Genomic DNA, 14,788 nt, shown 5'->3' with positions numbered 1-14,788 from the left:
ACGCGGTGAGCCGCCTCGCCCGCCATCACGCCCAGCGCCTCGGGCGCATCCGCCACGCGGTGAGCAACCTCTCCCACGCCCTCAAGACGCCCCTCGCGGTGCTCGCCCAGCAGGCCGACGGGATCGAAGCCCAGGGCGACGCCGCGCTGGCCGCGGCGATGCGCGAGCAGGTCGACACCATGCGCGGCACCATCGAGCGAGAGCTTCGCCGCGCGCGGCTGGCCGGCGGTGGTTCGGCGGGGGCAAGCTTCGACGCCCGGGCCCAGCTCCGGCTGCTGGCCGACGTGCTCCAGCGCCTGCACGGCGAGGGGCGCATCGCGGTGGAGATCGACGCGCCGGACCAGGGCTTTCCGGCGGACCGGGAGGACATGCTGGAGCTCTTCGGCAACCTGCTCGACAACGCCTTCAAGTGGGCGCGCGGGCGGGTGCGGGTGGTGGTGGCGCCGGATGCGTCGGGCCGGGTGCTGGCCTTCAGCGTCGAGGACGACGGCCCCGGCGTGCCAGGCGATGTGCTGGAGCGGCTGGGCGCCGCCGGCCTGCGCACCGACGAAGCCCGGCCCGGTCATGGGCTGGGGCTGGCGATCGTCAGCGACATCGTCGCCCAGTACGGCGGTTCGATCGGGTTTGGCAACGGGGCGGTGCTGGGCGGCCTGCGGGTGGATGTCCGTCTGCCGCTGACGGACTGATTACTTCTTCTTCTCCGCCGTCTGGCGGGCCTGCCATTCGGCTTCGGGCATCACCGTGACGCGCACCTCTGGCGCCTGGGCGAGGCCGCCGAGGATCACCCCGCGGAGCGGCGAGACGTCCTGGAAGTCGCGGCCCCAGCCGAGGGTGACGTGGCGCAGATCGGGCTGGATGCCGTTGGTGGGGTCGTACTCGACCCAGTCGTTCTCGGGGCACCACACCGACACCCACGCGTGGGAGGCGTCGGCGCCGATGAGGCGCGGCTTGCCCGGGGGCGGATCGGTGAGCAGGTAGCCCGACATGTAGCGCGCCGGCAGGCCGATGGAGCGCAGCGCGGCGATCATCAGGTGGGCGAAGTCCTGGCACACGCCGCGCTTGCGGGTGAGGACCTCATGCACCGGGGTACCCACTTCGGTGGCCTTGGCGTCGAAGGTGAAGGTCTTGAAGATCAGGTCCATCAGCGCCTGGGCGCCGGCCAGCAGCGGCACCTCGGGCTTGAAGGCCTGGCGGGCGAAGGTGGCGAGGGCGGCGTCGCAGGGCACCCGGGGCGAGGCGTAGAGGTAGCGCTGGGCGTCGAGGACGTTGGCCTCGCAGGGCTCGGGCCGGTAGCGGAAACGCTCGCGCACTTCTTCCCACGGGGGCGAGTCGGCGGGCTTGGGCAGGCTGCGGCCGATCACCGTGACGTGGCTCTCGGCGCGCACCAGCAGGCCGTCGTGGGGCGTGTCGAGGGACAGCCAGGCCACCGGGTTGCCGAATACGTCCTCGCCTTCGATGAGGCGCGACAGATCCGGGTCGATGGTGATGGTGCCCGACGCGCGGGTCTGCCAGGGCAGGTCGCGGGGGATCAGGTGCAGCAGGTGCTGGGCGAGCGAAACCGGCACGCCGCAGGGCGGGTACTCGGTCTCGTGGATGACGATGTAGTCGATGCTTCGGGTCATGGCTGCGTCATCATGCCGCGAAAGTCGCCTGGGCGGTGCGCCCGGTGTGGCTGAAGAAGCGCATCGCCAGCTGGTCGGACAGGTGGCGGCCGGCAGCGGCAAGGCTGTCGAAGTGGTTGGCCAGGGTGAGGCAGGCGGCGTTGCGGATGTCGTCGGTGACGCAATCCTCGAGCTGCTGCCAGGGGAAATCCCGCAGAGCCTCGAAGGCGCTTTCAAGCCCGGCGATGCCCAGGCCACCGCTCTCCCCGTTGAAGCGGACGAGGTAGTTGCTGAGCATGCGCACCTGGAAGGACAGCGCATGGGGGTTGGCGTCGTCCATGCACAGCAGGTGCAGGGCCGGCAGCAGGGCCGGCTGGGCGCGGTAGCGGGTGCGGTAGGTGATGATGGAGTCACACAGCTCCAGCAGCGCCTCGATGGCCAGCTCCCGGTGCAGGGCGGCGGAGGTTTCGGTGTGGGCGCGCAGGAAGGTGGACAGCTGCGAGGCGAGGTTGTCGAGGCGCTCGATGCGCCGCCCGACGATGTGCAGGCGCCAGCCCATGTCGCGGGTCATGTTGTCCATCGCAAAGCCCGACAGCGACACGAAGGTGGTCAGGGCTTCGTCGAGGAATTCGAGCAGGGCCGGCACGTCCGAGACGCGCTTGCGACAGGTTTCGATCTCGGCCGAGAGACGCTTGAGGGCGTGCCAGTGGTCGAGCGACAGGTGCTCGCGGGCCTGCCCGGCGCACCAGGTGAGGCGCTGCAGGTTGGCGGCGAGGCCGTGTTCGGCGTGGCGGTCGAGCACCGCGCGGAAGAGGTCGAGTTCGGCCTTGGCCACCGGGGCGTCGATCACCTCGGGTTCGATCAGCCGGGCGCCGGCGGCGAGCTCCAGCAGCGACGTGAGGGCGCCGGCGCGCTGGGCCTGCCGGCCTTCCGAGAGCCGGGCCAGGGCCAGCCGGGCGAGGCGGGCGATGGCATCGCAGCGCTCGGAGTAGCGGCCGAACCAGAACAGGTTTTCGGCCAGCCGGGACGACAGGGTGCCGGTTTCCTTGATGAGGTCATCCACCCGGATGGTGCTGTGGAGCAGGCTGAAGCCCGACACCGGGCCGTCGGCGCGCACCCAGGTGTCCTTGCTGCTGCCGCCCTTCTGCAGGGTGAGGATGCGGGTGTTCTCGACGCCGGCCACCCGGGCCAGGCCGCCGGGGAGCACGGTGTAGCCTTCGGGGGTGAGCGCGGCGTAGACCCGCAGGCCCATGGCCCGGGAGCGCAGCTTGCGCCGCTGGCCGTCGATCCACACCGGCGCGCGGGAGAGCTTGACGAGCTCCTGGGCGACGAAGGCGGAAGGGTCGGCTTCGATGCGCGCAGCGACGGCGGCGAGCTGTTCCTCGCCCAGCCGGTCGCCGAAGATGACTTCGTTGGACGCGCCCGGAAAGGTGGGCTTGAGCACCAGCTTGCGCAGGTTTTCGATCACCTCCTTGCGGGCCGGGGCCTCGCCGCACCACCAGGTGGCGACGGAGGGCATGGCCAGCTCCTCGCCCAGCAGGTGGCGGCAGATGGCGGGCAGGAAGCCGGGCAGGGCGGCGGATTCGAGGAGGCCGGAGCCCAGCGCGTTGGCCACCAGCACGCGGCCGGCACGCACCGCGCCGAGCAGGCCGGGCACGCCCAGGGCCGAGTCGGCGCGCAGCTCGACGGGATCGCAGAAGTCGTCGTCCAGGCGGCGCAGGATGGCGTGCACCCGCTCCAGGCCGGAGACGGTCTTGAGGTACACGGTGTCGTTGCGCACCGTGAGATCCTGGCCCTCGACGAGGGGGAAGCCCAGGTAGCGGGCCAGGTAGACGTGTTCGAAGTAGGTCTCGTTGAAGGGCCCCGGGGTGAGCAGCACCGTGAGGGGCGGCTCGCCGTCGGTGGGGGCCTGGCTGGCGAGGGTGCTCTGCAGGCTGCGGAAGAAGCGCGCCAGCGTCTGCACCTGCATGTCGCGGAACAGGTCGGGAAACGCGCGGGACACCAGCAGGCGGTTTTCCAGCGCGTAGCCGGCGCCGGAGGGCGCCTGGGTGCGGTCGGCGATCACCCACCAGCGGCCGTCGGGCGAGCGGGCCAGATCGGCGGCGTAGAGGTGCAGGAAGTTGCCGCCGACCGGCTTGATGCCCTGGCACGGCCACAGGAAGCGCTTCTGGCCGAACACCAGCTCGGGCGGCAGCAGGCCTTCGGCGAGGGTCGTCTGGGGGCCGTAGAGGTCGCCCAGCAGGGTGTTGAGCAGGCGCGCGCGCTGCCCGATGGCGGCCGCGATGCCGCGCCATTCGTCGGCTTCGAGGATCAGCGGCAGCAGGTCGAGGGACCACGGGCGGCTCATCCCCCGCGGGTCGGCGTAGACGTTGTAAGTGACGCCGTTCTGCTGGATGCCCCGTTCGAGCTGGGCCGCGCGGGCCTTCAGCACATCGCTGCCGGATTCGTCCAGGTGGTCGATGAACTGCTGCCAGTGCGGGCGCACGCCTTCTTCGCCGCACAGCTCGTCGTAGACTTCGGGGCGATACGTGTAATGGGCGAGGAGTGGGCTTGTCATGCGGTCGCGGCAGGTGTCTGGTAGGGCGGAGTGGAAACGGGCCGAGCTTCCACGCGGGAGGTCGGCCCCTCTCCGCGAACCTCATAGGCTACTGACGTTGCGTGGGGGGCGTAAAGGGTGAAGTGCACGGTGAGGATATCACCGGGCACTTCACGGGGGGCTTTACGGCCGGATTGCCCTGCCGGGCTAGCGGCGCAGGTCGAGGGTGAAGGGGAACTCCTTCTCCACCGGCGAGACCTTCACCTTCGGTTCGCCCGCGGTGTGGCCCATGCGGAAGAAGCGCGCCAGGCGGCGGCTCTCGGCCTCGAAGGCGTTGATCGGGAAGGTCTCGAAGCTGCGGCCGCCCGGGTGCGCCACGTGGTACTGGCAGCCGCCCAGGGAGCGTTCGCTCCAGGTGTCCACCAGATCGAAGGTGAGCGGTGCGTGGGGCGGGATGGTCGGGTGCAGGCACGACGGCGGCTGCCAGGCGCGGTAGCGCACGCCGGCCACGTACTCGCCGACGGTGCCGGTGGGCTGCAGGGGCACCGTGCGGCCATTGACCGCCAGCAGGAAGCGGTCGTCGGACATGCCGGTCACCTTCACCTGCAGGCGCTCGACGGACGAATCCACGAAGCGCACCGTGCCGCCGATGGCGCCTTCCTCACCCATCACGTGCCAGGGTTCGAGGGCGTTGCGCAGCTCCACCTCCATGCCGCGAACCGCAAAGTCGCCGATCTTCGGGAAACGGAACTCCAGGTGCGGGGCGAACCATTCCTTCTTGAAGCCGAGGCCGTGGGCCTGCATGTCCTCGATCACGTCGCTGAAATCCTGCTCGACGAAGTGCGGCAGCAGGAAGCGGTCGTGCAGCTCGGTGCCCCAGCGCACCAGGCGTTCCGGCGCGTAGGGGGTTTCCCAGAAGCGCGCCAGCAGGCCGCGCAGCAGGAGCTGCTGGGCCAGCGACATGCGCGCGTGGGGCGGCATCTCGAAGGCGCGCATCTCGACGAGGCCGAGCCGCCCGGTGGGGCCGTCCGGAGAGTACAGCTTGTCGATGCAGAACTCGGAGCGGTGGGTGTTGCCGGTCACGTCGATCAGCAGGTTGCGCAGCAGCCGGTCGATGAGCCAGGGCGGCACGTTCTCGCCCATCTTCGGGAACTGGCGGAAGGCCGTCTCGATTTCATACACCGAGTCGTTGCGGGCTTCGTCGATCCGCGGGGCCTGGCTGGTGGGGCCGATGAACAGGCCCGAGAACAGGTAGGACAGGCTCGGGTGGTTGTGCCAGTAGGAGATCAGGCTGCGCAGCACGTCCGGCCGGCGCAGGAAGGGCGAATCCGCCGGGGTGGCGCCGCCCAGCACGAAGTGGTTGCCGCCGCCGGTGCCGGTGTGGCGGCCGTCCACCATGAACTTCTCGGTGGTGAGGCGCGAGTAGTGGGCCGCTTCGTAAAGATGGGTGGTGCGGTCCACCAGCTCTTCCCAGTTGCTGGCCGGGTGGATGTTCACCTCGATCACGCCGGGGTCGGGGGTGATGCGGAAATGGGTGAGGCGCGGGTCCTGCGGCGGCTCGTAGCCTTCCAGCACCACCGGCATGCCCAGGTCGGCGGCGGTGGCTTCGATGGCGGTGACCAGCTCCAGGTACTTCTCGAGGCTGGACAGCGGCGGCATGAAGATGTGCATCGTGCCGTTGCGCGGTTCGGCGCACATGGCGGTGCGCACGATCCAGTCGGCCGACTGGAAGGGCTGGGGCTGGCGGTCGGTGGGGCTCAGCTTCTCGGCGGCGCGGGCGGCCTTGAGGGCTTCGGCGGCGCGGGCCGCGGCCGAGGTGCCAAAGCCGCTCTCGTCGTCGGTGAGGGCGTTGAGCACGGCGGTCTGGCCGCCGGGCAGCTGGCGGCGGATCGCCGAGTGCGATGGCAGCGGCGGGAAGGTCTGGTGGCTGTCCACCGGGTTCACGTAGGGGTAGTCGCCCTTCGCGGCCCAGGGCTGGGAATCCAGCGGCAGGCGGTAGCCCACCGGCGAATCGCCGGGGATCAGGTAGCAGCGCTCGTCACGCAGGAACCACGGCCCGGTCTGCCACGCGCCGGTGTAGGCGTTTAGGGAGATCGGCAGCACGTAGCCCACCGGGTTGGGCAGGCCGTGCTCGTACACGCGGCGGATGCGGTCGCGCTCCAGCGGGTCGTCGAGGCGCGCGTCGAACGGATCGACGTTGCCGGGCAGGCGGCGTTCGCGCCACAGGTAATAGAAGGCGTCTTCATAGGCCGGGAAGACCCGGCGCTGGTCCACGGCCAGCCGCTGCGCCACGCCGGCCAGGAAGGTGTGCGCCTTGTCGACCTTCACGTTGCCGGGGGTGGCGGAATCGCCGATGAGGTCGGAGCGCGTCCAGATGGGCTCGCCGTCCTTGCGCCAGAAGCAGGTGAGCGACCAGCGCGGCAGCTGCTCGCCGGGATACCACTTGCCCTGGCCGAAGTGGGCCAGGCCCTGGGGCGCGTACTTGTCGCGCAGGCGGTGGTAGAGGTCTTCGGCGCGGATGCGCTTGTTGGGGCCCATCGCCTCGGTGTTCCACTCGGCGCCGTCCGGGTCGTCAATGGAGACGAAGGTCGGCTCGCCGCCCATGGTGAGGCGCATGTCGTGGGCTTCCAGGTCCACGTCGATGAGGTGGCCCAGGGCTTCGATCTCGGCCCATTGTTCTTCGGTGTAGGGCTTGGTGACCCGCGGGGCTTCCTTCACGCGGGTGACCTTCATGAGGTGCTCGAACTCGCACTCGCACTCGTCGATGAGGCCGGAGATCGGCGCGGCGGACGACGGATCGGGCGAGCAGGCCAGCGGGATGTGGCCTTCGCCGGCAAAGAGGCCGGAGGTCGGGTCGAGGCCGACCCAGCCGGCGCCCGGCAGGTAGACCTCGGTCCAGGCGTGCAGGTCGGTGAAGTCGACTTCGGTGCCCGACGGGCCGTCCAGGGCCTTCACGTCGGCCTTCAGCTGGATCAGGTAGCCCGACACGAAGCGCGCGGCCAGGCCCATATGGCGCAGCAGCTGCACCAGCAGCCAGGCGGAATCGCGGCACGAGCCGGTGCGCTTGGTGAGGGTTTCTTCGGGCGTCTGCACGCCCGGTTCCATCCGGATCACGTAGCCGATGTGCTGCTGCAGGTCGGCGTTCACCTTCACCAGAAAATCCACGCTGCGCATCGTCTCGCGGGGGATGGTGGCGAGGTAGTCGGCAAACGCGGGGGTGGCTTCTTCCTTCAGCAGGAAGGGCGCCAGCTCGTGGGCGAGGGTCTTGTCGTAGGCGAAGGGGAAGTTCTCGGCCTCGGGCTCCAGGAAGAAGTCGAAGGGGTTGATGACCGACATCTCGGCCACCAGATCAACCTCGACGCTGAACTCGGTGACCTTCTCCGGAAACACCAGCCGCGCGAGGTAGTTGGACTGCGGGTCCTGCTGCCAGTTGATGAAGTGCGGCTTGGGCAGCACACGCAGCGAATAGGACAGGATACGGGTGCGGCTGTGGGGCGCCGGGCGAAGGCGGACGACCTGCGGGCCGACGTTGATCGGGCGGTCGTACTTGTAGGAAGTCAGGTGATTGAGGGCAACGTGGATGGTCACGGGAGACTCCGTTCTTGAGCTGCGGGTTTCAGGCTTGCGGATGGATTTAGCAATGTTCATGCCACGACGCATATGCCGCGGGCACGACGTTTCGAAGCCAATTCAGGGCCTTGGCGCGTCTTTCGCCCCATTTTTCCGTTCCCGGCCACCCAGGCTGCGGTGTTGATGCACCAAATTGGAGAGTATGGATCGCACCATTACAGTGCGCCGGCAGTGTCAGGCCCCGGATGAGGGCACGCCCGTGCCGACGCAGCACCATCGGTGCGTCGCCCGCATTTTCCGGCCCGACTCCGCGCCGAATGGCAGCACGGCAAGCCGTTGGTCACGGTAGATCACAAGCGTTACAGCCAGATGGGACAGCGCTCAGCTTCGCCAGCGCCACGCCCCCAACCCCGGCCCCTGTAGGTCGGACTTCAGTCCGACATCACGGGTCGATCAGGCAGGGTCTGTCGGACTGAAGTCCGACCTACACGATGCAGGCTGCTGCCCGGCGCCCGAGGCCTCAGCCCCACGCCCAACCACAATCCACCCCCACCCCGACCAACCACCGTCCTGTAGGTCGGACTTCAGTCCGACATCACGGGTCGATCAGGCACGGTCTGTCGGACTGAAGTCCGACCTACACGATGCAGGCCCGTGCCCGGCGCGCGAGGCCGCAGCCCTACGCCCAGCCACAATCCACCCCAACCCCGACCAACCACCGTCCTGTAGGTCGGGCTTCAGTCCGACAACACGGGTTGATCGGGCACGGTCTGTCGGACTGAAGTCCGACCTACACGATGCAGGCCCGTGCCCGGCGCGCGAGGCTGCAGCCCCACGCCCAAGAGCAATCCACCCCACCCCCGACCAACCGCCGCCCTGTAGGTCGGACTTCAGTCCGACAACACGGGTTGATCGGGCACGGTTTGTCGGACTGAAGTCCGACCTACACGATGCAGGCCAGTGCCCGGCGTGCGAGGCCGCAGCCCCACGTCCAAGCGCAATCCACCCCAACCCCGACCTACAGTCCGACCTGCGCTTACTCCCGCCCTTGCGCTTCGCGCATCGCCCGCTTGTTGAGCTTGCCCACGCTGGTGCGGGCCAGGGCTTCGACAAACTCCACCTGCAGCAGCACGCCGTAGCGGCTCACGCCGGTCGATTCGATGAGTTTGGCGGCGAAGTTGCGGATCTCGTGGGGCGTGACCTTGCCCGCGTGCTCGGGCTTGAGCGTCACCTTGGCCAGCGGGCGCTCGCCCCACTTGGCGTCGGGCACGCCGATCACCGCCACGTCGGCCACCGCCGGGTGCTGGGCCACCACGTCCTCGATCTGCAGCGACGAGGTCCATTCGCCGCCGGTCTTGATGACGTCCTTGATCCGGTCCGTCACCTTGAGCCAGCCGTCGGGCGAGATGTGGCCGATGTCGCCGGTGTGAAGCACGCCGCCCTGCCAGAGGGTGGCCGAGGCCTCGGCATCGTGCAGATAACCCTGGGTGAGCCAGGGGCTCCTCACCACCACCTCGCCCACGCTGTGCCCGTCGCGGGGCAGCTCGGCGCCGTCCTGCCCCAGTACGCGGATGTCCACCAGCGGCAGGGGCAGGCCGGTGAGGGTGCGCTGCGCCGCCTGATCGGCCGGGGCGCCATCCAGCGCCGCATCCGGCAGAAAGGCCACGGTGAGGATCGGGCAGGTCTCCGACATCCCGTAGCCGGTAAAGGCGTCGATGCCGCGCTCCTGGGCGGCCCTGGCCTGGGCCTGGGACATGGCCGAGCCGCCGATGATGAGCTTCCAGCGCGAGAGGTCGATCACCTTGGACAGCGGATGCACCAGCAGCATGTGCAGGATGGTGGGCACGCAGTGGGAGAAGGTCACCCCCTCGTCGCGCACCAGCTTGAGCAGGGTTTCGGGCACGTAGCGGCCCGGATACACCTGCTTGAGCCCCAGCATCGTCGCCACATAGGGCAGGCCCCAGGCGTGCACGTGGAACATCGGGGTGATGGGCATGTACACATCGCCCCGGTGCAGCCGGCCCTGGCGCGCGGCCCCGCCCAGCCCCGCCGCCACCGCCAGGGTGTGCAGCACCAGCTGCCGGTGGCTGAAATACACCCCCTTGGGCAGCCCGGTGGTGCCGGTGGTGTAGAAGGTGGTCGCCTTGGCGTTCTCGTCGAAATCCGGAAACTCGTAATCGGGCGAGGCGGCGGCCAGCAGCGCCTCGTATTCGCCCGCAAAATCCACCGGCGGCGGGGTATCGGCCGGCGCATCCTCGATCAGCACGAAGCGCCGCACCGTGGTGAGCCGCGGCGCAATCGCCGCAATGATCGAAAAGAACTCCGCATTCACCAGCACCACATCCGCCTGGGCGTGGTTGAGGGTGTAGAGGATCTGCTCCGGCGTGAGGCGCACATTCACCGTCTGCAGGATCGCCCCCATCATCGGCACCGCAAAGAAGCACTCCAGATAGCGGTGGCTGTCCCAGTCCATCATCGCCACCGTATCGCCGGCATCCACCCCCAGCCCCGCCAGCGCGCTGGCCAGCCGGCCAATGCGCTCGCGCAGCGTGCGGTAGCTGTGCCGCCGCCCGCCCATGTAGGTGATCTCCTGATCCGGCGCAGTGGCCAGCGGCGTGTGCAGAAGCTGCTTGATCAGCAGCGGATAGCCGTACGCGTCCGGCGTACGGTCGACGAGTTTGACCGGCATGGCGATTCTCCCAACGCTGTTATGGTTTTGTGACGCGGAGATTAACAGGGGCGGGGCTGGGTGGGGTGGGGGAGAAGCGGCTGGCCGGTGCCGCCCCCGCTAACCCTGCGCGGGCAACTTCCGTCGCCCACCGACCCCCGGCAGCCGCTCCGCGTCACCCGCCATGCCTTGAGCGACGGATTGCGGTGGCTCACCGACGTCGACCGACCTCTGCCCGATGTCCTGCAATCGCTGCACGACGTCGTGCACCTGCTGCAGGACATCCTGCGATGGTTGCCCGACATCCGGCAGTCATCGACCGACGTCGGGCAAGGATTCTCCGATGTCGGGCAATGGCTACCCGACATCGGGCAAAGGTCGCTCGACGTCGGGGAACGGTGGCTCGACGTCGGGCAAGCGTTGCTCGACATCCGGCAGCCTCAGACCGACGTCGAGCAAGGATTACCCGAGATCGGGCAACGATCGCCTGATGCCCGGCAATGGTTGCCCGATGTCGTGCAGCGGCTGCTCGATGTCGTGCAGCGGCTGCTCGACGTCCTGCAATGAGTGCACGACGTCGTGGAATGATTGCCGGAGAGGAGGAAGGGGGCGGCGGAAAATGGGGAAACGGCCCGAAAGCCGCGCTGAGCAAGGGTTTCGGCCGGGGCTGAGCCCGGCCCTGTAGGAGCGACTTCAGTCGCCCACCCCTTCACGCCTCGGCATTTGCGTTGCGCCAGCAGGGTGCCCCTTCCCGGCACGAGCAAACCCGTGGCCCAGCGCTCCGCTGATATCCTTCAGGCATTTCCCGCCAGACCAACAACCGACATCTCCATGACCGCCCAACTCGACCGCCTGCTTTTCACCCAAGGGGGCCTGTGCTTCTTCTGTCGCAGACTGCTGCCAAAGGCCGATGCCTCGGTGGAGCATCTGGTAGCCAGCGCAAACGGCGGCACCAATGACGAAGGCAACTGCGTGGCCTGCTGCAAGACGCTCAACCATCTGCTTGGCGCCAAATCGATCCGCGAGAAGATGCAGATCGTGCTCAATCAGCGGGGCAACTTCCAGTGCCCCGCAGTGCTGGCCCAGGCATCGTGCCCTGCACCAATAGCTTCTGCTTCCCCTGCAAACACAGTGACGCCCAAGCCCACTCCGCCGCAAGCGAGTGCCAGCACGACCCAATCTGCCTTCGATCTTGTGGTGGCAGACCTCAGGAAACGCGGTGCATCGCGGCCCCGGAAAGTGGCGACCCTATCCAGCACCATCAAGGCGCTGCTAAAGAGCCAGCAGCGCGCCCATTCGGATGGGGACGTGGATGCGGTGATCAAGGAACTGCAGAGGCGGGGGCAGTTGGTGGTGGAGGAGACGAAGGTGGCTTATAAGTTGGGGTGAGGGGGCGGCGGGTTGTCGGCCTTTGCCGACGTTCGCGGTCAACGGAAGGTATGGCAGCTATGAGACAGTCAGCTGTCGTCCAGCGTACTTCAACGTTGAACGACAGCTTGTCCGGCCTTCGGCCGGCAGGAGCCGACCCACAGCGGTCATTCGGGTCAGTCGTAGCCCAATGACGGCTTCCGACTCCACAACGGACACTTCCTCCGTGCCAATCTTATAGCCCAACGAGAGGCCAAGCAGTGCGAATCACTTCTTCCAACTCACCAGGGAATGCTCGCGCGTCGTCGGCAAGTTTGGCTCCAGTAGGAACATATCGCTCATAGCTAAAGCCATTCGGCAAAGTCTAGCGCGCGATACTCGGCGCGTGTGAAGGCGATGGTTTGCGGATATCCATCCAGCCCCACGACCATCACTGAATCCGTTGAGCGCCCATGCATGCAGACAAGCGTTGACGTGAAGTCTCGATCCGATACCACGGCTTCATGATAGGCATTGCGTTCGACGTTGTACGTATCTCCGCACGTATACGTATCCCGCTGTTGAATAGCAACATGGACTCGAGTGGCGGTCTTCCGGAGACGGTTGGATGTGGCCGCAGCGTATCGATCGCCACTGTAGTCGACTTCGTAAAGTGGTTGGCAACCGGTCGAGTCTGCGCTCACGTTGTATAGAATATTCGTGATCTGACCTTTGAGGATCCGGCTTGCGACGTGGCAATTATGCGTGTGAATGAATGCAGGCATCCCGGTCACAATTCGCGGCCCGTGAGGCCAGAAATGCAAGCGCCACTCCTCCGTCGCGGTACGCCCAAGAAGCACAACGTAGAAGCCGTGGGGATGGATCAGACAATTTGGGCTCTCCCTCATCAGCCAGGTCTTCACGGCACACTGAAGGGCTGCTAGCGGCTCTTCTCGAACGCGGCTCAATTCCAATGGGATACCTAGGTCAGCGAGCATACGGCGATCCGGATCTCATGGCCTGCACTGCTTCCTCCTCCAAGCTCGTAACAAGGGCACTTTCCTCAAACATTGCGCGAAGCGTTGCCGGCACCCCATCAGCACCCACTATGGCAACTTCGTGCGCCTCATCGCGTACCCAGTCAAACTCGTTAACAAAGGCGGGAAAATCCCGATGACTCCGCAGATAGCGGGACGCGTTGTCCTTCGGATCCTCGCGAGTAACAAGAATCTCGTCGGATGAGCCCTCGATGCGGAACGTTGACAGTCGCCTGCTGAGGAAAAGGCGGATCTCTACCAATCCGTAATTTTCCCGCACGGCGTCGATAAGTCTAAGAATGGTAGCTAGCACTTCTGTCTGGACGTACCGCGCGCACCAAGACTTACCGTCAAACGAGGATACTTTTCGATAGGTTGCATATTTGTCGCAAATAGCTTCGTGGCGAAAATCGAGGAGGATGACTTCTATGCGAATCCGGCGCCGGTTCTGGCGAGCTTGCTTCACTAGGATCGGAAGGATTTCTGCTCGGAAATGCCTACCTGTCCGCACGAAGATCTTGTAGTCAGGCGCCTTCTTTGCAATGTCCTCCAACGTCTGACCAATGTCTTTCGGCAGTAAAACGGAAGAGGCGGCTATGTCGTTCGGATCCTCAAAGAAACAGAGAAGATACAGGCCAGAGGCGAGCGCAAAGACTCCGCCTGCGACGACCGAAATGAAGAAACTGTTAACGGCATTCCAGACGGGAGTGTTTGGCGCATAAAAGGCAATCTCGAGGATGCCAACTAAGCCACATCCCAGAAGCAATACCGATAAGAGTAAGAAGCTTCGTCGCTGCGACGGCGAACTAAGGATACCGGAGAGGGACATTATTCTTCGAAGATTGGATGGATGATATAGGCTCGGCTGGCGAACGCGAAATGATGAGGCGGCTGGGTATGCAAGACAAGGATCAGACCAATGCTACTCGATTGGCGTGTGAAGTCGTACATCGAGATGTCGCGGCCTGACGGATTCCAGTGATCGGCCGCTTTGACTTACGAAGGTAGCGTTCGGGCGTCCGCGTGCCACCTTGGCGACCGTCGTGTCGTGGCCGATAGTACCCCCTCAGCATCCTTTCCGGTAGCGGTCCTTCGCGATGAGTTCAAGAATCTGACTCCGATCAACAGCAAGGAGCCAATCATGGAAATCCGCGAACATCCGCATCGGGACGCTTGGAACAAAGGGAAGCTGGTTGGCCAGAAGGCCCCGCTCAAACCCAAGGACATCTGGGCCATCCGTATTCATTTGCAGAACGCACACCAGGTGCGCGACCTCGCCATGTTCAACCTCGCGATCGACAGCAAGCTCCGAGGCTGTGACCTCGTCAGCCTGCGGGTGCGCGACGTGACGCATGGAAACCAGGTGCTCTCACGCGCCATGGTCGTACAGCGGAAGACACAGCGGCCAGTGCAGTTCGAACTGACCGAGCCTACGCGCACGGCGGTGGCTGCCTGGATCGAGAAGGCCGCCCTGAGGTCGGAAGATTTCCTCTTTCCGAGCCGTCTGCACGAGTCTCCGCATGTCTCCACCCGGCAGTACGCGAGGATCGTCGAGCACTGGGTGGTGGCGGCTGGACTGGATTCTTCCGCCTACGGTACGCACTCCATGCGGAGGACGAAGGCGACATTGATCTACAAACGCACGAAGAACCTGCGTGCCGTCCAGCTCCTGCTCGGCCACTCCAAACTTGAGTCGACGGTGCGGTATCTGGGCATCGAGGTCGATGACGCCTTGGAGATCTCCGAACAGATTGAGATCTGAACCCGGAACGGCTGCCCGCCAAGCACCTTTTGCCGGCGGGCGGCTGCTTACCGTGATGATACCGATAGGGTACTATCGGCCAGAAGCAGACACTTGGCTCCCCATCCGCCAAGCGGCCATTGCCCAATGACTGTTGTCTGGCATGTTGGAGTTGTTATACTGAATGCAAATATTTGAAGTGACTGAATGTCGTGGGATTAGAGCAACAATTCCGGCGTCAGCAATATCAATTTCTATACGGCCCCCATCGCCTGTGTAAAGACTGTT

9 protein-coding genes are annotated in these 14,788 nt (G+C 66.1%); 4 read left to right on the top strand and 5 right to left on the bottom strand.

The window, feature by feature from the left end:
• Positions 1–686 (top strand): ATP-binding protein (locus QQK25_RS15105; RefSeq protein WP_284188672.1); only part of this gene is annotated, 686 nt, incomplete at its 5' end.
• On the opposite strand, the gene QQK25_RS15100 is transcribed toward QQK25_RS15105, so the two are convergent.
• From QQK25_RS15100 to QQK25_RS15085, 4 genes are all read right to left on the bottom strand, one after another.
• The gene (locus tag QQK25_RS15100; RefSeq protein ID WP_284188671.1) at positions 687–1,622 is read right to left on the bottom strand and encodes a transglutaminase family protein; all 936 of its coding nucleotides are present in this window, start codon (positions 1,620–1,622) and stop codon (positions 687–689) included.
• A gap of 10 nt (positions 1,623–1,632) precedes the next feature.
• On the bottom strand, positions 1,633–4,158 hold the full coding sequence (locus tag QQK25_RS15095) for a circularly permuted type 2 ATP-grasp protein (RefSeq protein ID WP_284188670.1): 2,526 nt from the start codon (positions 4,156–4,158) through the stop codon (positions 1,633–1,635).
• A gap of 186 nt (positions 4,159–4,344) precedes the next feature.
• The gene (locus tag QQK25_RS15090) at positions 4,345–7,725 is read right to left on the bottom strand and encodes a transglutaminase family protein (RefSeq protein WP_284188669.1); all 3,381 of its coding nucleotides are present in this window, start codon (positions 7,723–7,725) and stop codon (positions 4,345–4,347) included.
• 1,018 nt (positions 7,726–8,743) lie between these two features.
• Positions 8,744–10,396: a fatty acid--CoA ligase gene (locus QQK25_RS15085; protein ID WP_284188668.1), complete on the bottom strand. Its 1,653-nt coding sequence runs from the start codon at positions 10,394–10,396 to the stop codon at positions 8,744–8,746.
• 168 nt (positions 10,397–10,564) lie between these two features.
• On the opposite strand from QQK25_RS15085, the gene QQK25_RS15080 reads away from it, so the two are divergent.
• Positions 10,565–10,942, top strand: coding sequence for a hypothetical protein (locus QQK25_RS15080; RefSeq protein ID WP_284188667.1), 378 nt, complete (start codon positions 10,565–10,567; stop codon positions 10,940–10,942).
• Between the two features lie 264 nt (positions 10,943–11,206).
• On the top strand, positions 11,207–11,764 hold the full coding sequence (locus QQK25_RS15075) for an HNH endonuclease (RefSeq protein WP_284188666.1): 558 nt from the start codon (positions 11,207–11,209) through the stop codon (positions 11,762–11,764).
• 945 nt (positions 11,765–12,709) lie between these two features.
• Here QQK25_RS15075 and QQK25_RS15070 read toward each other — a convergent pair.
• On the bottom strand, positions 12,710–13,588 hold the full coding sequence (locus tag QQK25_RS15070; RefSeq protein ID WP_284188665.1) for a hypothetical protein: 879 nt from the start codon (positions 13,586–13,588) through the stop codon (positions 12,710–12,712).
• Positions 13,589–13,900: 312 nt separating this feature from the next.
• On the opposite strand from QQK25_RS15070, the gene QQK25_RS15065 reads away from it, so the two are divergent.
• On the top strand, positions 13,901–14,521 hold the full coding sequence (locus tag QQK25_RS15065) for a tyrosine-type recombinase/integrase (protein ID WP_284188664.1): 621 nt from the start codon (positions 13,901–13,903) through the stop codon (positions 14,519–14,521).
• Positions 14,522–14,788: the final 267 nt, after the last annotated feature.

It is taken from the genome of Zoogloea oryzae (assembly GCF_030161255.1).
GTDB classification, from domain to species: domain Bacteria; phylum Pseudomonadota; class Gammaproteobacteria; order Burkholderiales; family Rhodocyclaceae; genus Zoogloea; species Zoogloea oryzae.
Note: the sequence above shows the minus strand (reverse complement) of the source record. Positions and strands in the feature narration are given on the sequence as shown.

What these genes read in the sequence shown, in the direction of transcription:
- QQK25_RS15100 (WP_284188671.1), bottom strand. Translation starts at nt 1,622, where the DNA reads ATGACCCGAAGCATCGACTACATCGTCATCCACGAGACCGAGTACCCG.
- QQK25_RS15095 (WP_284188670.1), bottom strand. Translation starts at nt 4,158, where the DNA reads ATGACAAGCCCACTCCTCGCCCATTACACGTATCGCCCCGAAGTCTAC.
- QQK25_RS15085 (WP_284188668.1), bottom strand. Translation starts at nt 10,396, where the DNA reads ATGCCGGTCAAACTCGTCGACCGTACGCCGGACGCGTACGGCTATCCG.
- QQK25_RS15075 (WP_284188666.1), top strand. Translation starts at nt 11,207, where the DNA reads ATGACCGCCCAACTCGACCGCCTGCTTTTCACCCAAGGGGGCCTGTGC.
- QQK25_RS15070 (WP_284188665.1), bottom strand. Translation starts at nt 13,588, where the DNA reads ATGTCCCTCTCCGGTATCCTTAGTTCGCCGTCGCAGCGACGAAGCTTC.
- QQK25_RS15065 (WP_284188664.1), top strand. Translation starts at nt 13,901, where the DNA reads ATGGAAATCCGCGAACATCCGCATCGGGACGCTTGGAACAAAGGGAAG.